This is a genomic window from Kitasatospora sp. A2-31, assembly GCF_022288725.1.
GTDB lineage: Bacteria > Actinomycetota > Actinomycetes > Streptomycetales > Streptomycetaceae > Kitasatospora.
Map to the genome: position 1 here is coordinate 39792 of NZ_JAKNTA010000002.1, position 23039 is coordinate 62830.

A 23039-nucleotide genomic window follows, 5' to 3' on the forward strand; every position below is an offset into this window, starting at 1 on the left:
GAGACAAGCGTGTCCGACACCACCCCCTCGCCCGACCGGCGGCCGGCCCTCGAACCCTTGGTCCAGGCGTTCCTCGATGCCCTCGCCGGCCGCCCGACTCCGGGCGGTTGGCCGCCCGGGGCCTGCGAACCCACGGAGACGAGCGCCTGGGGCGGCGAGCACGGGGAACCGGGCGAGGGACCGGCCGACCTCCTGGCGGGCCTGGCGGAGGAGCGGCTGGACGATGCCTCGGACACCACCGCCGAATGGCTCGCCCTGCCCGGCGGACCGACCGGGCGGGTCCGGGTCCAGGTGGTCAGACCGGCCGGCGCCGCCGAGCCCGTCCCCGTGGTGCTCTTCCTGCACGGCCTCGGCTGGGCGCTCGGCGACGCGGACTCGTACGGGCGGATCCTGCGCGAGTTCGCGGTGGGGGCGGACGCCGCCGTGGTGTTCGTCGACTACGACCGGGCGCCTCTGGCGCGCTACCCCGTCGCCGTCGAGCAGTGCTGGGCCGTGGCCCAGTGGATCCGCGCCCACGGCCGCGAACTCGGACTGGACGGGGAGCGGATGGCCGTCGCGGGGGATTCCTCGGGCGCCAACCTGGTGGCCGCCGTCACGCTGCTCGCCCGCCGGCACGGCCCGGTACCGCTGCTCCACCAGGTCCTGATCTGTCCGGTGACCGACGCGGACTTCGACACCCCCTCCTACCGCGAGTACGCCGAGGGGTACCTCCTGCACCGCGAGGACATGCGCCGGTACTGGGACGCCTACCTGCCCGACCCCGCTCGCCGGCACGAGGCCACCGCCGCCCCTTTGCGGGCCTCCTTGGACCAACTCGCCGGCTTACCGCCGGCGTTGGTGATCACGGCCGAGGCCGACGTGCTGCGGGACGAGGGGGAGGCGTACGCCGCGCGGCTGCGAGCGGCCGGCGTCCCCGTGGTGGCCACCCGCTACCAGGGCGTCGTGCACGGGTTCGTCCTGCTCGACGCCTGCCGCCACGCTCCGACGGCCCGCGCCGCGCTGATCCAGGCGGTGGACACCCTGCACGTCGCCCTCCACCGCTGGCCCGGCTGAGGCCGCGCCGACGTCGGAGGGCGGGTGGACCGAGGCCGGACGGCGGGTGGACCGAGGCCGGACGCGGGGGGATCGAGACCGGACGGCCGGCGGACGGGGCGGGCCCGACCCGCTTCGGGTGAAGGCGCCGTCCACCTGCGCCCGGTGCGCCCGAGGGCCCCTCGGGCGCACCGGGCGGTCGAGGGGCCCTCGCCCGCGCGTGGTCCGGGAGCGGGGGGACGGGCGGCGCCGGGTTCGTCCGGGCATGCCGGCGGCCGCCCGAACCGGGGGACGGTTCGGGCGGCCGTGGTCAGGAGGAGCGGTTCAGGCGTCCGCGTATCAGACGGTGCCGGGCCGGGCGGCCGGCTCCACCGGCGGGTCGGCGGGCGACCGCCGGTGCAGGACGAGCCTGGTCAGCAGGCCGCTGCCGACGCCGGCGGCCAGCGCGACGCCGGACCACCAGAGCGGATACGGCGTCAGGCCGATCGCGTGGTCGGCCGACCACGCCCCCGGCCCGGTCGCGGCCAGTGCGGCGGCGGTCACGACGAGGACCAGCGGGTACTCGTAGCCGTCGTTCTGGACCCAGAGACCGTGCGGCCGCTTGACGGTCAGCGCCACGGTCATGACGCCGATCGCGCCGGTGGCGGCGAGCGGGGTGAGCAGGCCCGCGGCGAGCAGCAGGCCGGAGCCGATCTGCCCGGCCCCGGCGGCGAGCGCGGTGATCCACCCGCCGCGGAAGCCGTCGCCGCGGAACTCGCGGGTGCCGCCCTCGAGCCCCTGCCCGCCCAGGTGGAAGCTCACCTTCTGGACCCCGTGGCCGGCGATCAACAGGCCGACGACGACGCGCAGGACGAACAGGCCGAGGTTCATCGCCGCCCCCGTTCGGGGCGGGGGATCCGGTGGCGCACCGGCTCAGCCCGCCGCGTGGGCGCCGAGGATGCTCTGCGCGTACACCACGCCGAGCCCGTAGGAGCCGGCGTGCTCCTTCACGATCTCCATCACGGCGCCGTAGCTCTCCTGACGGGCCCAGTCGCGCTGCAGCTCCAGCAGCACCTGCACCCAGGTCACCGGCACGGCGCCGGCGGCGGTCATCCGCTGGAGGGCGTGCTCGTGGGCGGCCGGGCTGACGCCGCCGGAGGCGTCGGCCACGACGTAGACCTCGTACCCCTGGCCGAGGGCGGACAGGGCGGGCAGGACGAGGCAGACCTCGGTCCAGAGGCCGGACAGCACGATCTTGGTGCGGCCGGTGGCCTTGACCGCCTCGACGACGGCGGCGTCCTCCCAGGCGTTCATGCTGGTCCGGTCGAGGACCTCGTGCTTGGGGAACACCTCGGCCAGCTGCGGCAGGAGGGGGCCGGAGAACGACTCGGCGGCCACCGTGGTGAGCACCACGGGCACGTCGAAGGCGCGGGCGGCCTTGGCGAGACCGACGGTGCTGTTGATGATCGCGGTGCGGTCGCCGCTGCCCACGCCGAAGAACATCTGCGGCTGGTGGTCGACGAAGAGCATCACGGCGTTGTCGGGAGTCAGCAGGTCGGGGCTGGGCGCGGCCTTGACCTGGGTGAAGTCCATCATGGGGGAGTCCTTTCGGAGCAGGTCCCCGCAGTCGCAGCGGGGCGGTGCGGAGAAGGGGGGATGACGGTGGCGGGCCGGGGCCGCGCGCCGCAGACGGTCCGGAAGGTCCTTCGACCCTCTCGGCGTCCGGCGCGGACTTCCGTGCCGCGTCGCAGAGTTGACGGTAGGCGAGGGTCCAGGGGCGTTCTGTTCCCATCGCGCCCCGCCGCTGTCCCCGCACTGCATGCCGCGGCCCCGGCGTCGTCGAGGTCGTCGTTGAGGTCGTCGTCCCCCTCCGCTGACGTCGTCGCCGGCGCCCCGGCCGCCGTCGTCGTCGCCGGGGCGTCAAGTTCTTCCTGCTGTTCTTCCTGGTGGCCGGAGGCCCGGCGGGGTGGGATGGAGGAGGCCGAGGGGCCGTACCGCGTCCCGTCCCCACTCCCCCCGACCTCATCCGACGGACCGTCCGGGCCCGCCCCGCCGGCCGTCGCAGGAGTAACCAGATGCCTCCCGTTGCCACCGCTCCAGGAACCACCGCCGCAACCGCCGCCGCGCCTGCACCTGCCGCCGCGGCCGCGCCGGCGACTGCCCCGGCAGCCGCCACGACGCTCTCCACCAGCACGTTGCCGACGCCGGACCGTGCCGATTTCTGGCACGAGGCGGTCGCGAACACGTTCATCCCGCTGGACGTCAGGCTGCTCGAACCCGCGCCCTCCGCCGGGACCATCACCAGCCACCGCCTCGGCGCCCTGCAGGTCTCGCTCGTCCAGGCCGGCCCCCAGCGGGTCGTCCGCACCCGGGGCCTGATCGCCCGCGGCGGCGAGGACCACGTCACCCTGGCCCTCCAGCACCGCGGCACGGCCCGCCTCGTCCAGGACGGCCGTCAGGTGCTGCTGCGGCCGGGGACGTTCGCCGTCTCCGACGCCGGGCGCCCGTTCAGCAAGGAGCTGACCGAGCCCTTCTCCTTCACCGCCTTCCACTGGCCGCGGGCGGCCGTCGGGGTCTCCGACGAGGAACTGCGGGAGCTCACCGCAACGGACTTCGGGGCGGAGGGAGGCACCGCCGCGCTGGTCGCCGCCCACCTGGGCCGGCTGGCCCGGACGGTGGACGTGCTTGACCCGCAGGCCGCGGTCCGGCTGGCCGCGACCGCGTTGGACCTGCTCACCGTGCTCGCCCAGGAGCGCCGGGGCCGCCCGCCCGGCGCGGAGCCCTCCGAGGCGGCCCTCGCCCTGCTCGCCCGGATCAAGGACCACATCCTGCGCCGCCTGGGCGATCCGGCGCTGGACCCGGAGCAGATCGCGGCCGCCCACCACCTGTCGGTGCGGTACCTGCACAAGCTGTTCCAGTGCGAAGGCATCACCGTGGGCCGCTGGATCCAGCGGCAGCGCCTCGCCATGTGCCGGCGCGACCTGGCCCGTCCGACGGCGCGCCCGGTCACGGTGGCGGCCGTCGCCGGGCGGTGGGGGTTCGTCAGCGCCAGCCACTTCAGCCGGTCGTTCCGGGCGGCCTACGGGGTCTCCCCGCGGGAGTGGCAGGCCGGCGCCCGCGTCGCGGCCGAGTCACGCACCGCGGAGGCCCGCGTCCCGGCACCTCGCCGGTCGGACGCCGGGGTCACCGCGGTGCCGGCGTGACGGCCGCCTACGGTGGGCCCCGGGCGGCGGCCCGTCCCCGGTGCGTCGCGGTCCGGGACCGGCCGCCCGGGGTCAGGCCCGGCAGCGCAGCATGGTCAGTGCGGGGTTGGCGGTGAAGTCCTCCCAGAACTCCTCGCCGAACTCGCGCACACCGGCGGCGGAGATCTCCAGCGGTACCCAGGTGATGTCGCGGAAGCCGGCCGCCCGCAGGCAGTTCTCGTAGACCTCGCGGCTGGGCGGGTTGGCGACGAAGGAGATCGGCGGGTCGAGGAGCGCGGTGATCCGCACGCGCGGCCCGATCTCGGTCTCCTCGCCGAGCGGTTCGCACAGGAAGCCATACTTGGCCAGGGAGGGCCCGCCGAAGCGGAAGTCCGGGTGCTGCACGAAGGCGAAGAGCTCGGCCCCGTCCGCGAGGCTGCGGTGGATCCTGCGGAACATCCGCTCGACGGTGGCGACGTCCTCGGCGTAGTTGAACGCCTGGACGGCGACCGCGAGGTCGAAGGGCTCCTCGAAGGTACGCAGCTCGGCGACATCGCCCACCTCGTACTCCACCCCCAGCGGGTCGCTCTCCTCCAGGGCCCGGGCCGCGTCGACCATCGCGGAGGAGATGTCGACGCCGAGGACGCGCGAGGCGCCACGGCGCTTGAACTCCCGGCTGTAGAAGCCGGTTCCGGACGCCACGTCGAGGATCGACCTGCCCTTCACGTCGCCGACGAGGGCGAGGAATCCGGCCACCTCCCCGTAGCGTGCGAGCGGGAGGTTCTTGAAGCCCTCGAACGCCTCGCCGATCTCGTCGTACAGCTGACCACCCATCGGGTCGTCCCCCTCTGTTCGTTGGCGTCGGCCTCCGGAACGGGCCGGCCCCCGGCCGGAAGTCTCCCTGTCGCCGGAGGGGGCGGCGTACTGGTGGAAACCCCAAAGATGCCGGGCCGCAGGCCCGTTCTCTCTTCGTGTTCGTCTTGCGCGATCCCACCGCCGCGCTCGCCGGGTGCCTGCGGGAGCCCTGCGTGCAGGCACGGCAGGCGGTGAGCGGGGGTCCGGTCCGTCAGCCGTTCGCCGGGGAGGACCAGGCCTCGACGAGGGCGGTGGCCTCGGTGAGGCGGACGGGGTCGTCGGCGGCCTCGGCGAAGGTCACGGCGTCGCGGGCGGCGGTGAGCGCCCGTGCCCGGTCGCCGAGGGCGTCGAGGGCCCTGGCCTGGCCGAGGGCGGCGATGCCCTGGAGCAGCGGCACGCCGACGCGGGCGCCGATGCGGCGCGCCTGCGTGAAGGAGCCCTCGGCGTCCCGTGCGCGGCCGAGGTCCAGTTGGGACGCGCCGCGCTGGGAGAGCGCGTTGGTCATGGTGAAGTCGGTGATGTGCGGGGCGGGGGCGGTGGTCGGGTCGGTGAGCAGGGCGATGATGGTGTCGGCCGTGCCGATGGCGCCCTCGGCGTCGCCCTGCTGCTGTTGCGCGCCGGCCAGCGCCAGGAGGGCCTGCGGCCTGCCCTCGTGGTCGCCGGCCACGGCGAACAGCTCGGCCGCCCGGCGGGCCCGGTCGGCGGCCGCGTCGAGGGTCTTCAGGCGGTTCCCGGCGGCGGCCGCGTAGAAGTGGGCCCACGCCTCCTGGGCGGCGTCGCCGCCGCGGCGGGCGAGCTCCGCGGCCTGCTCGGCGACGGCCAGCGACTCGCCGGGCTGCCGCAGGCAGTACAGCAGCGCCCAGGCGAGGTAGTTGGCGTGGGTCGCCTCCAGGGTGTCGTCGCCGAGCGCACGGGCGGAGGCCCGGGCGAGGCCGAACACGGTGTGCCAGTGGCCCCAGTTCATCCAGCGGTCGGAGAACCAGTGCATGGACTCGGCCGTCCGCACCACCTCGGCGTGCCGGCCGGCGGCCGCCGCTCCGTGCAGCGCGGCGAGCCAGTTGGCGCTCTCCGTCTGCAGCCACCGCTGCGCCGCAAGCGCCGTCGCGAACGGGGCCGCGCCGGCGGGCGGCGGGTCCGGCTGGAACCACTGGCCGGCGGACGAGGCCGTGTCGAGCAGCCAGCCGTACAGCGCCGTCTCGGCGCTGCGCCGCTCCTCGGACGACTCCTCCTCCTGCAGCCGCTCGCGTGCGTAGAGGCGGATCAGGTCGTGGAACAGCAGGCGGTCGGCGGAGGTCTGGCCGAGCAGGCCCAGCTCCAGCAGCTCGTCCAGCATCTCCTCCACCCGGCCGAGGCCGAGCCCGGTGAGGGCGGCGCCCAGCCCGGCGTCGAAGTCCGGCCCGGGGACGAGCGCCAGCCGGCGGAACAGCCGTCGCAGCGGCTCGGGCAACTGCGCGTAGGAGAGGCCGAAGGCGGAACGGATCCGCAGGTCGCCGGCGGCGAGCCGCTGCAGGCGCAGGTCCTCGTCGCCCAGGCGCTCGGCGAGGTGGTGCGCGCTCCATCCCGGCCGGCTCAGCAGCCGGTGGCCGGCGATGCGCAGGGCCAGCGGCAGGTGGCCGCAGAGGTCGGCGATGAGCGCCAGGGCCGCCGGATCCGGCCTGGCGGCCCCGGTGTCCGGTGAGGTGTCGTCACCTGTGGTGCCGGCCCCCGTGGTGCCGTCACCCGGGGTGCCGCCCCACCGGGCATCGTCCTGCTGGGCGAGGATCGTCCCGAGCAGGGCGGTGGCGGCGTCGGCGGGGAGCGGTTCGAGGAGCAGCCGCCGTGCGTGCTCGATGCCGGTCAGCGTGCGCCGGCTGGTGATCCAGGCGGCGCCCGCGCCGGCGGCCGGCAGCAGGGCCCGCACCTGGGCCTCGTGGGCGGCGTTGTCCAGGACGACGAGGGCGTTCCGCTCCCGCATCATCCGGCGGTAGAGGACCTGGCGCTCGTCCGTCTCGACCGGGACGTCCCGCTCGCGCACGCCCAGCGCGCGCAGCAGCCGGGCGAGGGCGTCGTGCGGGGTGACGGGTTCGGTGTCCAGCCCGCGGAGGTCGACGAAGAGGCAGCCGTCCCGGAACCGGTCCGTGAGCCGGGCCGCGGTGTGCACGGCCAGGGCGGTCTTGCCCAGGCCCGGGGCGCCGGAGACGATCGAGACCGGCAGGCGCCCCGGCTCGTCGGCGGAGCGGGCGAGCCAGGCGGCCTCGGCCGAGCGGCCGGTGAAGTCCGGGACGGCGGGCGGCAGGTCGCAGAGGCCGGGCGGGGTCGGCCGCTCGTGCCGGCGGCGGCCCGCCCGGGCGGCGCCGAGCAGGGCGGCGGTGTCGGCGGGGGAGAGCCCCAGGGCGCCGGCCAGGGCCTCGACCGTACGGGCCTGCGGGCCCCGGCTGCGGCCGCGCTCCATGTCGCCGATGGCGCGGGCGCTGACGCCGGAGCCTTCCGCGAGCTCTTCCAGCGTCAACCCGGCCGCGCGGCGGTGTGCGCGCAGCATCGGCCCCAGCTCCTGGGACTCGTCGTGGTGCATTTGTCCGCTCCCCGGTTAGTTGAATGATCATCATAACGGGGGAATGTGCCGAATGTTCCCGGCCGGGTCAGCAGCCGCGTCCGGTCGGCGGGGCGGCGTGCCGGGCACGAACCGCGCTGCCCCGGGGGGGGGCGAACGTCGCTCACACGACCGCGCGCACGCCTGCGGCCCGCCGCACGGGGCGACGGGCCGCAGGGGAGGAGCGGGGTGCGGAGCGGGAGGTCAGGCGACCGAGACGGCGCTCCAGGCGGCCGCGACCGCCGCGTACTCGGTGCTGTTCAGCCCGTAGAGGTCCTTGGCGGCGTTCAGGGACGCGGTGCGGGCGCCCTTGTAGTCCGTGGTGGACGTCATGTAGACGGTCAGCGCGCGGTACCAGATCTTGGCGACCTTCTGGTTGCCGATGCCGGTCACCGTGGAGCCGTTGCAGGTCGGGCTGTTGTAGGTGAAGCCGTTGATGGTCCGGCTGCCGCTGCCCTCACTGGCCAGGAAGAACCAGTGGTTGCCGACGCCCGAGGAGTTGTGCACGTCGAGCTGGCCGACCTTGCGGCTCCAGCAGTCGGCGGAGCGGCCGTCGAGCGAGGGCTTGTCCATCCGGCGCAGCCACGGCGGGGTGGACTGGTCGCTGAACAGGTAGTCCGGCTTGTCCACGGCGTTGTTGGCGTACCACTCGACCATGGTGCCGAAGATGTCGCTGGTGGACTCGTTGAGGCCGCCGGACTCGCCGCTGTAGCGCAGGTTGGCGGTGGCGCTGGTGACGCCGTGGGTCATCTCGTGGCCCATCGTGTCGAGGTCGACCTGCTCGGGGTCGGTCACGCCGTCGCCGTCGCCGGTCATCATGCAGAAGCAGCTGTCCGACCACTGGGCGTTGTCCCAGTTGGTGCCGACGTGGACGAAGACCGTGGCGCCCTTGCCGTCGTTCTTGATGCCGTTCCGGCCGAAGGTGTTCTTGTAGTAGTCGTACGTCCACGCGGTGTTGGCGTGGGCGTCGACGGCCGCGGTGGAGCGGTCGGTGGAGAACTTCCTGCCGTCGCCCCAGACGTTGTCGGCGTCCGTGAACAGCGTGCCCGAGTTCGCGTTGAGCGAGCTGGACGAGACGTTGTGGGCGTCCTTGGTGATGGTCCCGCGCACCGGGTCGATCAGCGCGTAGCCGCCGGACTGCGCGGTGGTGTCGATGGTGACGTCACCGGTGTACTCGGAGTGGCCGGTGCCGCTGGCCTGGTGCTCGGAGTCGTAGGTCTCGATCTGCTCGCCGGTGGTGGCGTCGGTGACGACCACCTTGCCGGCCGGCTGGCCGTGCTCGCCGACACCGGCGACGGTGGTCTTCCAGGCGAGCCGGGGCGTGCCGTCGGCGGCCCAGACGACGAGCTCGGGCGAGCTGGTGGCGGAGTTGATGCCCGGTGCGGCCTGGAGCGCCTGACGCGCGCTCGCCTGCGCCGGGACCTTCGGAACGGTCGACTTCACGGCGGCGTCGTGGGCGGCCGCGCGGGAGGAGTCCTTGAGCCGGCCGCGGGCGTCCTGGTGCACCACCAGGTCGCCGCCGACGACGGGCAGGCCGAGGTAGGTGCGGTCGAAGCGGACGTGCTGGGTGCCGTCGGCGTCGACGATGACGTCCTTGACCTGGAGGTCCTGGCCGTCGCCGAAGCCGAACACGCCGGCGTTGTGGGCCACGTTGGCCCGGGCCTGGGCGATCGCCGCGTCACGGCCGGTGGGGGCGGCGTTCGCGGTGCCGGCCTGGAAGGTGGCGGCGACGAGGGCGGCGGTGGCCGCTATGGCTCCGGCCGCGAGGTGGCGGCGGTGAGAGGAGGTGGGGCTCACTCTGACTCCAGTCGGGGTAGCTGCAGGGGAAGAGCTGCGACAGAGATTGACGGTGCGCGGCCAACCCCGGCTAGGTGCTGAGTCAGATCTTGACCATTTCGTGTCCTGCACTGATCGAAACTGATCGAGTGTGAATGCTCACTGTGAAAGCCGCTGTTGAAGCACTGACGGCGGGTGTGAATGACGGTGTGAACGTTGTTGCCCTCGGACGCCCTACGATCACGCCATGACGACCCGGTACACCTGGCGCGGACCCTTCACCGACGACGAGCTCGACGCCCTGCACGCGGAGGGCTTCGGTGCGGCCAGCCGCGACCGGCCCGTCCGGCCCGTCGCCTGGCGCGCCCGGCTGGAGCGACACAGCCTCGGCTGGGTCTGCGCCCGCCCTGCCGCCGGCGGCCCGCTGACCGGCTTCGTCAACGTCGCCTGGGACGGCGGCGGCCATGCCTTCCTCCTCGACACCGTGGTCGCCACCGCGGCCCGCCGCGCGGGCGTCGGCACCCGACTGGTCGCGGCCGCCGTCGACGGCGCCCGCGCGGCCGGCTGCGAGTGGCTGCACGTCGACTTCGAACCCCACCTCCGGGCCTACTACCTCGACGCCTGCGGCTTCCGCAGCACCGACGCCGGCCTCCACCGGCTCTGACCGGACGACGGATTCGTCGTCCGGTGCGGTGTTCCTCGTTCTCCGGTCCCCGGCCGTCCCGGAGACCGTAGGCTCGCGGGATGGACGGATGGGTGGAGGCCTGGACGGGCGGGGCGCGGGCGGTGCACCTGGGGAACGTGGCCGACTTCAACGAGCAGTTCTTCGGCGCCGCCATGGACGACGCCCAGCGCGCGCGGCGGCTGCGCCAGGCGCACCACTACGCCTGCATGGCGACCTGCTACAGCCCCGAGCCCGCCCTGGTCGTGTTGCCGGCCGAGGTCGAACGGGCCTGGGTGGACTGGCTGGCCCGGGAGTTGGCGTGGGAGCCCGTCGAGCTGTACGGCGGGGTCGCGCCGGGCGGGACCCTGGCGCAGGCGCTCGCCGCCCGCCCGGCGCTGGCGGAGCGGATCGCCGAGTGCGGCCGCCCGGTGCTGCCGTGGGGCCGCACCGCCGCCCAGGGTGAGGGGAGCGCACTGGCGGCGGTTCGGCGCTACGAGTCCAAGGCGGCCACGCACGCGCTCTTCGCCGAACTGGCCCCCGCCCACCCGGGAATCGCGGTGCCGCACCAGGAACAGCCCGGCACGACGCGGCGAGCCGCCCGCCGGCTGACCGCCCGGGCGGTCCGGGGCCTGACCACCGTGGTGAAGAGCCCGCACGGCGTCGGCGGCTACGGGACCGCCGTGGTGACGCCGCAGGAGCTGTTCGCGGCCGGCGGCGGCGGTGCGCTGCTGCGCCGCCTGGCCCGGGCCGAGGTGCTGGCGGTGGACGGCGGACTGCTGCTGGAGGAGTACGTCGACGGCGGCCGGGCCGACCGCCTGCGCGACCTCACCTTCGACGCGGTGATCGGCCCGGACGGGCGCGTCCACCCCGTCGGGGTCGGCGAGATGGCCGTGGCCGGCACCAGCTACCAGGGGGTGACGGTCGGTCCGGGCGTGGTGCCGCCGGGCGTGGCGGCCACGGCCGAGCGGTTCGGGCTCGCCGTGGGCGAGCGCCTCGCCGCCGCGGGCCACCGGGGCTGGTTCGACGTCGACTTCGTCACCGACCGGGAGCGCCGGCTCGCCCCCACCGAGGCCAACCTGCGGCTCACCGGCCCGGCGATCGCCTTCAACCTGCGCGCGCGGCTGGACCGGGTCCGCGGCCCCGGCCACGTGGTCCGCACGCTGGACGGCCTGCGGCTCGGCGCCCGGCTCTCCCAGGAGGCGCTCCACGACCACCTGGACCGGCTCCGACCGCGCTGCGCCCGTCTCGGCGTCACCCTGCTGCCACTGGTGGTGACGGCCGGCTACGAGCCGGAGCCGGCCGTCGGCCTGGCGCTCGCCGCCCGCTGCGCCGGGCCGGGCGAGGCGCTGGAGGCACTGGACGCCGCCGAGGCGCTGGTCGCCGCGGCCGGTCAGGCGCTGGGGCGGATGTTCGCGGCGCTGCGCTGACCGGCGGACCGACGTCGCCGGCCGGCGGTCGCCTCCGCCGAAGCCGTCACCTCCGCCGGATCCGTCGCCCCGGCCGGGTCGTTCGTGTCCGCCGGGCCGTCATCCCGGGCGGGCCGTTCGTGTCCGCCGGGCCGTCACTTGCGTCCCGCGGGCGGTCGCCAGACCAGGAAGCGGACCACGATCGCGGCCGCGACCATCAGCGCGATGTTGAACACCGAGACCAGCAACGCCTGTCGGGGCCAGTCCGTCGCCGAGCTGGTCCGGTAGAGGTTGTCCTGCGGCCACCAGGAGGCCAGCAGCCAGAACACCGAGACGTGCGCGGCGACGGAGAGCCCGAGTGGGCGGCCGAGCCGGACGACGGCCCGGGCACCCGCCAGCAGCCAGGCCACCCCCAGGCCGAACGAGCACCACTCGAAGAGGTAGAGGACGCGGAACCACCCGGCGTAGGGCCCCGGCACCGCCGAGACGTCCGTGGAGCCCGGCCACAGGCTGTCGGTGAGCAGCCAGGCGACCACGGTGACCGGCAGGGCCACCAGGAGAAAGAAGCAACCCGTGGGCGGGTCGTCGTCGGCCGGCTTCCCGGCACCGGCCTTGCCCCCGCCCCGGCCGGCCTTGCCGCGCAGCGACGCGGAGCCGTCCGTCGGCGCGGCCCCGCCCAGCGAGGCGGAGAAGGAGAGGTGGTCGCGGGGGGCCGGCAGCGGCAGGGCGGTGCGGTCCAGCTTCCCGGCACGGGTGCGGGGGAGCGCCGGCAGGGCCACGACGGCGGCGGGCGCCTCCCCGGCCGGCAGCTCCTCGGCCAGCAGGGCGGAGAGCGACCAGGTGTCCGGCTCCGCGGCGCCGGGTGCCGTCACCGCGTAGCCCACCAGGGCTCGCCGCCCCGGCTCGGGTTCCACCTCGGCGACGGCGGCCTCCCGCACCGCCGGGTGGGAGCGCAGCAGCCCCTCGGCCCGCGCGGCCTCGGTGACCCGCCGGAGCACCGCGGCGGCCCGGACGCGCTCGGTCGGGCCGACCACGCCTTCGGCGCGCGCGGTGAACTCCAGCACGCCGTCCTCGCGGATCCGCCCGAGGTCACCGGTCAGCAGGATCCGCATGTCCGGGTCGAAGGCGGCCGGCACGAAGCGCCGCTCCGTCTCCTCCGGCCGGTTGACGTACCCGCGGCCCAGGCCCGGGCCGGCGACGGCGATCTCGCCGACCTCCCCGGGCGGCGCCGGCAACCCCTCCGGGCCGAGGACGTACACCCGCGCACCGGGGAAGGGCCGGCCGACCAGCGAGACCCGTTCGCTCCCCTCGCCGCCCGTCGAGCCCGCCGCGTCGAAGTACGTGCTGTCGACGGACGCCTCGGCGAGGCCGTAGACGTTGAGCACCCGGGTGCCGGCACCGAGCAGCCGCTGCAGGCCCAGCTGCTCGTCCAGGTACCACTTCTCCGCCCCGACCGTGATCAGCCGCACGCCGGGCAGGGACCCGCCGGCGGCCACCAGGTGGTCGTGCAGGCGCCGCGCGGTGCGGACGTTGAGCTCCAGGACGGTGATCCGCTCGGCGGCGACCAGGGCGGGCAGGTCGGCGATGTCGGCGGTGCGGTCCAGGGTGAGGTTGCGCGGCGAGACCACCAGGGTGGCGCCGGTACAGAGCGCACGTATCCAGTCGGCGGTGAAGACGTCGAACTCCAGGCTCGCCGTCTGCAGGATCCGGTCGGTGGGGCGCAGCCCGTACACCTCGCACCACCCCCGGTGGGCGGCCAGCAGGTTGCGGTGTTCGATCAGCGCGCCCCGGGGCAGGCCGGTCGAGCCCGAGGTGAAGAAGAGGCAGGCGAGGTCGTCCGGCCCGGTGGTGACCGCCGGCGGACCGGCGGGCAGCGCCGCGATCACCTCCGCCGCCGAGTCCAGGCAGACCACCGCCCGCCCGCCGGTGTCCGTCAGCCGCACCCGGTGCGCCTCCTCGGTCACCACCAGCACCGGGTCGGCGTCCGCCAGCACGTGGCGCAGCAGCGCGTCCGGTGCGCCCGGCTCCAGCGGGACGTACGCGCCGCCCGCCTTCAGCACCGCGAGCAGGGCGACGAACACCTCGGTGCCCCGGCCGAGCGCCACGGCCGCCCGGCCGCCCGGCTCCAGCCCCTGCGCGACCAGGTGGCGGGCCAGCCGGTCCGCACGTTCGTCCAGCTCACCGTAGGTCAGCTCCCGCGCGCCGCACCGGACGGCGACCGCCTGCGGCGACTGGCGCGCCTGTTCCTCGAACCGCCCGTGCAGCGTTCCGGCCCGCCCTGCCGGTTCCGCGTCCCACCCCATCCGTCCATCCCCCTTCGTACCGTGCTTCCCTCCGATCCTGCCGCCAACTGCGGCCCGGCGACAGGGGCGTACGGCAAACCCGGCCGTTCGCGCCCCCATCGACCGGGTCCACCGCCGGGCGGGCCCCTGCCGGGCGGGCACCTGCCGGCAGGGGCCCCGTCGATCGGGCCCCGCCGATCGGCGTTCACCGCGCGGAGGCCGCCGGCGGACGCGCGCCGGCGGGCGTCCGTCCACACCTCGGACCGGACCGGCCGCCGCCCGGCCGACGGTTGTACTCTGCACGCGGAGGGTCGGCGCCGGCCCGTCCGGTGCGCCGCCGGCACAGGCCCCCACCCCAGCCCGGCGCCGAACCCCCGGAGGACCGCCCGCCATGAGCACGTCCGACCTGCTGCCGTCCGACCCGCTGCCCACGGGCCCGCTGCTGCGCACCCGTGACGTCGAGGTGGTCCGGAACGGCCGCCACCTGCTGCGCGGGATCACACTGGCCATCGAGCCCGGCGAGCACTGGGCGCTGCTGGGGCCCAACGGGGCCGGCAAGTCCACCCTGCTCGGCCTGCTCGGCGCCGTCTCCCACCCCACCCACGGGGAGGTGGACGTGCTCGGCCGCCGGCTGGGCCGGGTCGACATCCGTGACCTGCGCGCCCACCTCGGCCACGTCAACCCGCGCCACCCGCTCCGCTCGCCGCTGACCGTGCGCGAGGTGGTGCTGACCGGCCTGGCCAACACCATCGAGCCCGATCTGTACCGCAAGCCCGGCCCGGAGGCCGTCGACCGGGCGGAGCGGCTGATCGAGACCCTGGGCATGACCGCGGTCGCCGAGTCACCGTGGCCGACGCTCTCCCAGGGGGAGCGCGGCCGTGCGCTGATCGCCCGCGCCCTGATGCCCAGCCCGCGCCTGCTGCTGATGGACGAGCCGGCCACCGGGCTCGACCTGACCGCCCGCGAGCTGCTGCTGGACAGCCTGGACCTGCTGCGCCACCAGCACCCGGAGCTGGCCAGCGTGCTGGTGACGCACCACCTGGAGGAGCTTCCGGAGAGCACCACCCACGCGCTGCTGCTGCGCGAGGGGGAGTGCGTGGCCGCCGGACCGGTGGACGAGGTGATGACCACCGAGCTGGTCAGTACCTGCTTCGATCACCCGATCCGGATCAGCCGGCACGAGGGGCGCTGGACGGCGCGGACGGCGGCCCGGCGCGTGCCGGGGGCGTGAGCGCAGCCGCTGCGGGCGCGTCGGAACGGTGACGCGCCTGGCGTAGCGGCCGTGCACCGGCGCAGTGGCGTAGCGGCCGTGCACCGGCGCAGCGGTCGGGCACCGGGGCTCGTGGGCGGGCTCGCACGCAGGCGTCGCGCTGGATCAGGCGGGGAGGTCCGCGGGGATCGCGCCGGGCTCGCCCGGGAGCGCGTTCCCAGACGGGCCGAGGGGGAGTCGGGTGGAGGAGCGGCGCGAGGGGCCGGTGAGACGCCCCCGCCGTTCGGCGGGGGTGATTGGCCGGAAATCGTCGGTGGGCTGACGACTCCCCGCCGCCAAGGCGGCCGCCACCTGCATCGATCGAACTCGGACCCCGGTGTAGACGACGAAATCGGATGTCCCTAAGGTATGCCTTAGCTAAGTGGGTGGAGGCGCCGGAACGGCTTCGGTTCCTGCGCTCACGCTCAGCCCTGCCCCGGTACACCCTGCCCTTCCGTTGGAGCCCGCATGTCCGCCCGTCGTTCCACCGCAGCCACGCTGCTCACCCTCGCTGTGGCGACCGCCGCGCTGGCCGGCTGCTCGCAGAAGAAGGACGACAAGGCCTCCTCCGACGCCGTGAAGGTGAACGCCACCGACACCGCCTGCGAGGTCTCGAAGAGCAGCTTCCCGGCCGGCCACGTCGTCCTCGACATCACCAACAAGGGCTCGAAGACCACCGAGGTCTACGTCTACGCCGCGGGCGACAAGATCGTCACCGAGCGCGAGAACATCGGCCCCGGCACCAAGGCGACCATCAACGCCGAGATCAAGGCCGGCTCCTACGAGATCGCCTGCAAGCCGGGCATGGTCGGCGACGGCATCCGTCAGAAGATCACCGTGACCGGCGACGCCTCCGCCGCGGCCGCCCCGGCCGACCCGCGGCTCACCGCCGCCGTCGACGCCTACCGCAAGTACGCGCAGGAGCAGGCGGACCTGACCATCCCGGCCGTCGAGGCCTTCGCCGCCGCGATCAAGGCCGGCGACGTCGAGAAGGCCAAGTCGCTCTACGCCCCGTCGCGCACCGGCTGGGAGCGCACCGAGCCGGTCGCCGAGAGCTTCGGCGACATCGACCCGAAGACCGACACCCGTGAGGACGGCCTGGAGGCCGGCCAGGAGTGGACCGGCTGGCACAAGCTGGAGAAGTCGCTCTTCGCGGACGCCAGGATCGGTGACGACGAGAAGAAGCTGGCCGACCAGCTGGTCACCGACCTGAAGGACTGGCAGAAGAAGATCCCCGAGGCCGAGATCACCGCGACCAGCATGGCCAACGGTGCCAAGGAACTGCTGGACGAGGTCTCCACCGGCAAGATCACCGGTGAGGAGGACCGCTACAGCCACACCGACCTCGCCGACTTCGCCGCCAACGTCGAGGGCGCGAGGAAGGCCTACGAGCTGCTGAAGCCGGTCGCCTCCGAGAAGGACGCCGAGCTGGCCAAGACGCTGGACTCGGAGTTCGCCGCGACCGAGGCGCTGCTCGCCAAGTACAAGCAGGCGGACGGCACCTACACCTCCTACGACAAGGTCGCCGACGCCGAGCGCAAGACCTTCTCCGACGCGGTGAACGCGCTGGGCGAGCCGCTCTCGAAGCTGGCCGCCGCCGTCGTCGTCAAGTAGCACCGACCGCGACACCCGGCACCGAACACCACCCCACCCACAGCGCCGTGGCGGCCCCCAGTGGCCGCCACGGCATCCGTGAGACAGCACAGAGAAGGGCCCGCCCGCCGATGGACGCCGAGAACGAGCAGCAGAACGGGACGCCGGCCGGTACCGGCGCCACCGCCACCGCGGCCGTCGCCGCCGAGCAGCACGGCACCGGCCGCAGCGCGGTCAGCCGCCGCGCCGTGATCGGCTGGGCCGGTGCCGGGGTCGCCCTCGGCGCCGCCGGAGTCGGCTCGGTCGCCGCCGCCACCCGGCAGGACGACCCGGCCCCCGCCCCGGCCGCCGCCGGCGGGGAGATCCCCTTCTACGGGGACCACCAGTCCGGCATCTCCACCCCGGTCCAGGACCGCCTGCACTTCGCCTCCTTCGACGTCTCCGCCACCGCGACCCGTGAGTCGCTGGTGAAGATGCTCAAGGAGTGGACGAAGGCCGCCGCGGCGATGACCGGCGGCCGCGAGGTCGGCAGCGGCGCCGCCAGCGGCCTGCCCGAGGCGCCGCCGGACGACACCGGCGAGGCCCTCGGCCTGCCCGCCTCCCGGCTCACCCTCACCATCGGCTTCGGCCCGACCCTGTTCGAGAAGGACGGCGTCGACCGCTTCGGCCTCAAGGCCCGCCGCCCCGAGGCCCTGATCGACCTGCCGAAGTTCAAGGGCGACAACCTCGACCCGCAGCGCACCGGCGGCGACCTCTGCGTCCAGGCCTGCGCGGACGACCCCCAGGTCGCCGTGCACGCGATCCGCAACCTGGCCCGCATCGGCATGGGCACGGTGAACATCCGCTGGTCGCAGCTGGGCTTCGGCAAGACCTCCTCCACCACCCCGGACGCCCAGACGCCGCGCAACATGATGGGCTTCAAGGACGGCACCCACAACATCGCGGGCACCGACACCGAGAAACTCGGCGAGCACGTCTGGGTCGCCCCGGGCGAGGGCCCGGACTGGATGACCGGCGGTTCGTACCTGGTCGCCCGCCGGATCCGGATGCACATCGAGACCTGGGACCGCACTCCGCTCAAGGAGCAGGAGGACATCTTCGGCCGCACCAAGGGCGAGGGCGCCCCGTACGGCAAGGCCAAGGAGCACGACACCCCGGACCTCAAGGCGATGCCCGAGGACTCGCACGTGCGGCTGGCCCACCCGGACAGCAACAACGGCCTGATGATCCTGCGCCGGGGCTTCTCCTTCACCGACGGCACCGACGGCCTCGGCCGCCTGGACGCCGGCCTGTTCTTCCTCGCCTACCAGCGCGACACCCGCAAGGCGTTCGTCCCGCTGCAGCAGCGCCTCGCCGGCAGCGACGCGCTCAACGAGTACATCCAGCACGTCGGTTCCGCCCACTTCGCCTGCCCGCCCGGTGTCCGGAAGCCCGGCGAGTGGTGGGGCCAGGCCCTCTTCGGCTGACCCCGTCCCGCACAACCCCGAGGAGAGTGCCTTGTTCGGCAACTACCTGATCGGCCTGCGTGAGGGCCTCGAAGCCAGCCTCGTCGTCTGCATCCTGATCGCCTACCTGGTCAAGACCGGCCGGCGGGACAAGCTGCCGCCGGTGTGGGTCGGCATCGGCTCGGCCGTCGGGCTCAGCATGGCCTTCGGCGCCGTGCTGCAGTTCGGCTCCTCGCAACTGACCTTCGAGGCGCAGGAGGCGCTCGGCGGCTCGCTGTCGATCATCGCCGTCGGCCTGGTCACCTGGATGGTCTTCTGGATGCGCCGCACCGCCCGGCACCTGAAGACCGAGCTGCACGGCAAGCTGGACGCGGCCCTGGCCATGGGCACGACGGCGCTGGTGGTGACCTCCTTCCTGGCGGTGGGCCGCGAGGGCCTGGAGACGGCGCTGTTCATCTGGTCGGCCGTCCAGGCCACCAACGACGGCTACAACCCGATCATCGGCGCGGCGCTCGGCCTGCTCACCTCGGTGGTGCTCGGCTGGCTGTTCTACCGCGGCGCGCTGAAGATCAACCTGGCCAGGTTCTTCACCTGGACCGGCGCCATGCTGGTCGTCGTCGCGGCCGGCGTGCTGGCCTACGGCGTGCACGACCTGCAGGAGGCCGGCTGGCTCGGTGGTCTGCACGACGTGGCCTTCGACATCAGCAGCACCATTCCGAAGGACAGTTGGTACGGCACCCTGCTGAAGGGCGTGTTCAACTTCCAGCCGGACCCGACCGTGCTCCAGCTGGCGGTCTGGGCGGCCTACCTGGTGCCGACCCTGGCGGTCTTCCTGGGCCTGTTCGGCGGCAAGCCGGTCAAGCCCGTCGCGCCGACGGCGGGTTCCGCCAAGTCGGCCGCCTGAGGCCCCGGGAGGCGCCCCGGAGGCGCCTGAGGCCCCTCTCCGCTCGAACCGCCCCGTCCGGCACCACGCCGGGCGGGGCGGTTTCGTGTCCGCCCACGGCGGGTCCGCGTCCGGTCTGCGTCCGCGGGTCCGCACGTCCGGCCGCGCCGGGCCTGCGGGTCGGGCGTCGCGGAACCCTCCGTCCACCGACCTGGAACCCTCCGTTCCGACCTCGTGGGCGACTTGACGGTCACTCAAGTGTTCACCTCCAGGGTCTACCCGCGTAAACCGATCCAGGGCATGCTGGTTGGCGGCCCGGGCCGCTCCGCCCGGTGGCTTCCGCATGCCCTCACACCACCCTGGAGTCCCCGCATGTCCGCGATACGCACGCCCCGCCGTGCCCTGGTGGCCGCCTTCGGCGCCCTGCTGCTCGCCCTCACCACCCTGCTCGCCGGCGCCGGAAGCGCCGCGGCCGCGCTGCCCACCCCGGTCTCGGCCGCCACCGCCCGCGCCTATCTGGCCTCGATCTCGGTGGCCGCGGAGTCCCACGACAGCACCTACGACCGGACGCTGTTCCCGCACTGGATCACCATCTCCGGCACCTGCAACACCCGCGAGACGGTCCTCAAGCGCGACGGCAGCGGCGTGGTGACCGACTCCGGCTGCGCCTCCGTCAGCGGCAACTGGACGTCCGTCTACGACAACGTCACCACCACCAACTCCTCGTCCTTCGACATCGACCACCTGGTGCCGCTGGCCGAGGCCTGGCGCTCCGGCGCCTGGGCCTGGACCACCGACCAGCGCAAGGCCTTCGCGAACGACCTGACCCGCCCGCAGTTGCTCGCCGTCTCCGCGAGCTCCAACCGCAGCAAGGGCGACCAGGACCCCTCCACCTGGCTCCCGCAGGCCTCCTACCAGTGCACCTACGCCCGCGCCTGGGTGGAGGTGAAGTACTACTACGGCCTCTCCGTGGACAGCGCCGAGAAGAGCACCCTCAGCTCGATCCTCAACGGCTGCTGAGGAAACGTTCCCGCAGGGAATTGCTGGTGCCGGAGTCCGACGACTCCCCGGCAACCCCAGAAGCCGGGGCCCCGGCCGGTACCCGTTCCGGCCGGGGCCCCACTGCGTCCGCGCGGACGCGTGGGGTCAGCTGCTCTTGATGGCGTCCAGGATGTCCGTGCGAGCGGCGCGGCGGGCCGGCCAGACGGCGGCCAGCAGGCCGATCAGCGCGGCGGCGACCAGGAAGCCGGCGATCTGCACCGGCGGCACCACCATCGTCATGTCCTTGAACGCGTCGGCGAGCGTCCGGGTGCCGGCCCATGCGGTGACGATGCCGAGCAGCACGCCGACCAGTCCGCCGAAGAGGGCGATCAGCAGGGACTCCAGCCGGACCATCCGGCCGATGCCGCGCCGGTCCAGGCCGATCGCCCGGAGCATGCCGATCTCCCGGCGGCGCTCGAACACCGACATCGCCATCGTGTTGACCACGCCCAGGACGGCGATCACCACGGACATACCGAGCAGCCCGTACATCATGTTCAGCACGGCGGTCACCAGCTGCCGGTTCTCCGCCTTGATGTCCTTCTCGCCCTTGACGGCGATCAGCGGGTTGCCGCCGGTGGCGTCGCGCAGCGCCTGCTTGAGTTTGGGGTCCTCGCCGTTGGCGCCCTTGACCAGCACCTTGTCCAGGCCGGTGCCGGGCAGGGCGTGCGGACCGACGACGGAGTCCGGGGCGGTGAGCCCGGAGAGCTCGGTGTTCTGCTCCACCAGGGCGCCGACGGTCAGGGTGCCGCGAGTGCCGTCGGGGTAGGTGACGTCGAGCGTCGAGCCGACCTTGAGGTGGTTCCGCTCGGCGTAGCCCGTGGTGGCGAGCAGCTTGCCCTGCTTGAGCGCGTCGGCCGCGCCCTCCTGGACCTTCACGGTGACCAGCTGGTCGAAGGACGCGGCGTCCACCGAGCGGAGCCACGAGGTGTCGCCGTCGGCGACGGCCTTGACCGGGAGGGTCCGGATCCCGGTCGTCGCGGTGACCCCGGGGGTCTTGGCGATCTGCGGGGCGACCTCGGGGGAGAGCATGGAGAAGTTCGCCATGGCCACGGTGTAGTCGGCCTTGCGGTCGCTCGCGGTGGCCCTGTCGACGGCCTTGTTCACCGAGGCGCCGACCACCGTCAACGCGGTGATCAGGGTGACGCCGATGGTGAGCGCGGAGGCGGTGGCCGCGGTGCGGCGGGGGTTGCGGACGGCGTTCTCGCGGGCGAGCCGGCCGGGCGTGCCGAACAGCCTGCGCAGCAGCGGGGCGAACAGGGCGATCAGCGGCCGTGACAGCAGCGGGGTGAGCACGAAGACGCCGATCAGCAGGGTGCCCGCGCCGAGGCCGACCAGCTTGACCTCCTTGCCCGCGGCACCGGCCAGCAGGCCGGCCGCACCGGCGGCGGAGAACAGCAGGCCGATGACGTTCCGGATCAGCAGCGACTTCTGGGTGGCGGGCTGCTCGACCGAGCTCATCGCCGCGACCGGGGCGATCCGGGACGCGCGGCGGGCCGGCAGCCAGGCGGCCAGCACGGTGACCGCGACGCCGACGCCGACCGACCAGATCACCGTGGACGGGCCGATCACCAGCGGGCCGTCCGGCAGGTTGGCCTCCAGCGGCCCGTTGAGCAGGGCGCGCAGGCCGGTCGCGATGCCGATGCCGGCGAGCAGACCGCCGAGGGAGGCGGTGAGGCCGACCAGCAGCGCCTCGACCAGCACCGAGCGGGTGATCTGCTTGCGGCTGGCGCCGACGGCGCGCAGCAGGGCCAGCTCCCTGGTGCGCTGGGCGACCAGCATGGTGAAGGTGTTGGCGATGATGAAGACGCCGACGAAGAGCGCGATGCCGGCGAAGCCCAGCAGGGCGGTGGAGAGCCACTTGGTGCCCTCCTGGATCATCCGGTCCTGCTCGGCGGCCAGTGCGCGGCCGGTCCGGGCGTCGAAGGCGTCGGGCTCCGGGAAGGTCTTCTTGACGGCGGCGAGCAGTGCGGTGTCGTCGGCGCCGGGCTTGCCCTGGACGTCGACCTCGGCGTACCGGCCCGGGCTCAGGTAGAGCTGCTGGGCGGTGGCGGTGTCGAACGCGGCCAGCGAGCCGCCGGAGACCACGCGCGGGTCGTTGGTGCGCACGGTGCCGGTGAGCTTGAGCTCCATGACCGGGCCGTTGACGGCCACCCGGACGGTGTCGCCGACCTTGTACCCGCCCTTCTCGGCGGTCCGGGCGTCCAGCGCGATCTCGCCGGAGCTGCGCGGCCCGCGGCCGTCGACCAGCGGGTAGCGCCGGTCGGTGCCGTCGGCACCGGGCACGTAGTTGGTGCCGGTGGTGGAGAAGCCGTCGCCGATCAGCGCGCCCTTCCGGTCGGCGATGCCGGCGAAGCCGCTGACCACGCCGCGCGCGTCGGCGGCGCCGGGCAGGGCGGCGATCGACTTGAGGATCGCGTCGGTGAGGACGGGGCCGTCGTCCGCCGTGCCGCCGTGGTCGTACCCCTTGCCGACGGCACTGCGGTCGCTGACGGTGACGGCGATGTCGGTGTAGCTCTTGGCACTCTGCGAGCGGAGCGCGTTGCCGAGCGTGTCGGTGAAGACGAGGGTGCCGGCGACGAAGGCGGTGCCGAGGAGGACGGCGAGGGCCGTCATCAGGAGTCGGCCCTTGTGGGCGAGCACGTTGCGCAGTGCGGTGCGGTACATGGGGTGTCCTGTGGTCTGCGGAGGGGCGGGCTGGTGCCGGTGGAGCGTCAGCTCGTCCGGCCCTTGGCGTCGAAGCGGCGCATGCGGTCCAGGACGGTGTCGGCGGTGGGGTGGGTGAGCTCGTCGACGATGCGGCCGTCGGCGAGGAAGACGACGCGGTCGGCGTAGGCGGCGGCGACGGGGTCGTGGGTGACCATGACGACGGTCTGGCCGAGTTCGCGGACGGAGTTGCGGAGGAAGGCGAGGATCTCGGCGCCGGAGCGGGAGTCGAGGTTGCCGGTGGGTTCGTCGGCGAAGATGATGTCGGGCTTGCCGGCGAGGGCGCGGGCGCAGGCGACGCGCTGCTGCTGGCCGCCGGAGAGCTGGCTGGGGCGGTGGGAGAGGCGGCCGGAGAGGCCGACGGTGTCGACGACGCG

Annotated in this window: 17 protein-coding genes; 9 read left to right on the forward strand and 8 right to left on the reverse strand. The window is 74.2% G+C overall.

Annotation, left to right across the window (positions count from 1 at the left end; genetic code table 11):
• The first annotated feature begins 9 nt into the window (after nucleotides 1-9).
• Entirely contained in the window at nucleotides 10-1053 is a 1044-nt protein-coding gene (locus MCM47_RS05180; protein WP_238741637.1) for an alpha/beta hydrolase, read from the forward strand.
• Between the two features lie 318 nt (nucleotides 1054-1371).
• Here MCM47_RS05180 and MCM47_RS05185 read toward each other — a convergent pair whose 3' ends face one another.
• Nucleotides 1372-1902 (reverse strand): DoxX family protein, encoded by a 531-nt coding sequence (locus tag MCM47_RS05185; protein ID WP_238741639.1) that lies wholly within the window; start codon nucleotides 1900-1902, stop codon nucleotides 1372-1374.
• A 42-nt stretch (nucleotides 1903-1944) separates the two neighbouring features.
• The gene (locus tag MCM47_RS05190; protein ID WP_238741642.1) at nucleotides 1945-2607 is read right to left on the reverse strand and encodes a hydrolase; all 663 of its coding nucleotides are present in this window, start codon (nucleotides 2605-2607) and stop codon (nucleotides 1945-1947) included.
• Between the two features lie 479 nt (nucleotides 2608-3086).
• On the opposite strand from MCM47_RS05190, the gene MCM47_RS05195 reads away from it, so the two are divergent.
• Complete coding sequence (locus tag MCM47_RS05195; RefSeq protein ID WP_238741644.1) at nucleotides 3087-4214, forward strand: helix-turn-helix domain-containing protein; 1128 nt, start codon at nucleotides 3087-3089, stop codon at nucleotides 4212-4214.
• A gap of 72 nt (nucleotides 4215-4286) precedes the next feature.
• Here the strand turns inward: MCM47_RS05195 and MCM47_RS05200 are convergent, their stop codons facing one another.
• From MCM47_RS05200 to MCM47_RS43155, 3 genes are all read right to left on the reverse strand, one after another.
• Nucleotides 4287-5027, reverse strand: a complete 741-nt coding sequence (locus tag MCM47_RS05200) for a class I SAM-dependent methyltransferase (protein WP_238741646.1) — start codon at nucleotides 5025-5027, stop codon at nucleotides 4287-4289.
• Nucleotides 5028-5259: 232 nt separating this feature from the next.
• Nucleotides 5260-7599, reverse strand: a complete 2340-nt coding sequence (locus MCM47_RS05205; RefSeq protein WP_238741648.1) for a helix-turn-helix domain-containing protein — start codon at nucleotides 7597-7599, stop codon at nucleotides 5260-5262.
• A 222-nt stretch (nucleotides 7600-7821) separates the two neighbouring features.
• Complete coding sequence (locus MCM47_RS43155) at nucleotides 7822-9414, reverse strand: M4 family metallopeptidase (protein WP_238741650.1); 1593 nt, start codon at nucleotides 9412-9414, stop codon at nucleotides 7822-7824.
• A 226-nt stretch (nucleotides 9415-9640) separates the two neighbouring features.
• Between MCM47_RS43155 and MCM47_RS05215 the strand changes: the two genes are divergently transcribed.
• Together MCM47_RS05215 and MCM47_RS05220 are read left to right on the forward strand one after the other, a co-directional pair.
• A complete protein-coding gene (locus tag MCM47_RS05215) occupies nucleotides 9641-10057 on the forward strand; it encodes a GNAT family N-acetyltransferase (protein WP_238741652.1) in 417 nt (138 codons plus the stop codon).
• Nucleotides 10058-10137: 80 nt separating this feature from the next.
• Nucleotides 10138-11484, forward strand: coding sequence for a hypothetical protein (locus MCM47_RS05220; protein ID WP_238741654.1), 1347 nt, complete (start codon nucleotides 10138-10140; stop codon nucleotides 11482-11484).
• A gap of 134 nt (nucleotides 11485-11618) precedes the next feature.
• Here the strand turns inward: MCM47_RS05220 and MCM47_RS05225 are convergent, their stop codons facing one another.
• On the reverse strand, nucleotides 11619-13766 hold the full coding sequence (locus MCM47_RS05225) for an amino acid adenylation domain-containing protein (RefSeq protein ID WP_238741656.1): 2148 nt from the start codon (nucleotides 13764-13766) through the stop codon (nucleotides 11619-11621).
• Nucleotides 13767-14136: 370 nt separating this feature from the next.
• Between MCM47_RS05225 and MCM47_RS05230 the strand changes: the two genes are divergently transcribed.
• From MCM47_RS05230 to MCM47_RS05250, 5 genes are all read left to right on the forward strand, one after another.
• Nucleotides 14137-14976 (forward strand): ABC transporter ATP-binding protein, encoded by an 840-nt coding sequence (locus tag MCM47_RS05230; protein WP_238741658.1) that lies wholly within the window; start codon nucleotides 14137-14139, stop codon nucleotides 14974-14976.
• 486 nt (nucleotides 14977-15462) lie between these two features.
• The gene (gene efeO, locus MCM47_RS05235; RefSeq protein WP_238741660.1) at nucleotides 15463-16608 is read left to right on the forward strand and encodes an iron uptake system protein EfeO; all 1146 of its coding nucleotides are present in this window, start codon (nucleotides 15463-15465) and stop codon (nucleotides 16606-16608) included.
• A gap of 110 nt (nucleotides 16609-16718) precedes the next feature.
• A complete protein-coding gene (gene efeB / locus MCM47_RS05240; RefSeq protein WP_238741662.1) occupies nucleotides 16719-18053 on the forward strand; it encodes an iron uptake transporter deferrochelatase/peroxidase subunit in 1335 nt (444 codons plus the stop codon).
• A gap of 31 nt (nucleotides 18054-18084) precedes the next feature.
• Nucleotides 18085-18936 (forward strand): iron uptake transporter permease EfeU, encoded by an 852-nt coding sequence (efeU, locus tag MCM47_RS05245; protein WP_238741664.1) that lies wholly within the window; start codon nucleotides 18085-18087, stop codon nucleotides 18934-18936.
• 351 nt (nucleotides 18937-19287) lie between these two features.
• Nucleotides 19288-19935: an HNH endonuclease family protein gene (locus MCM47_RS05250; RefSeq protein WP_238741666.1), complete on the forward strand. Its 648-nt coding sequence runs from the start codon at nucleotides 19288-19290 to the stop codon at nucleotides 19933-19935.
• A 126-nt stretch (nucleotides 19936-20061) separates the two neighbouring features.
• Here MCM47_RS05250 and MCM47_RS05255 read toward each other — a convergent pair whose 3' ends face one another.
• Nucleotides 20062-22623 (reverse strand): ABC transporter permease, encoded by a 2562-nt coding sequence (locus MCM47_RS05255; RefSeq protein ID WP_238741667.1) that lies wholly within the window; start codon nucleotides 22621-22623, stop codon nucleotides 20062-20064.
• Nucleotides 22624-22670: 47 nt separating this feature from the next.
• Nucleotides 22671-23039: ABC transporter ATP-binding protein (locus tag MCM47_RS05260; RefSeq protein ID WP_238741669.1), on the reverse strand; the 369-nt coding region annotated here is incomplete at its 5' end.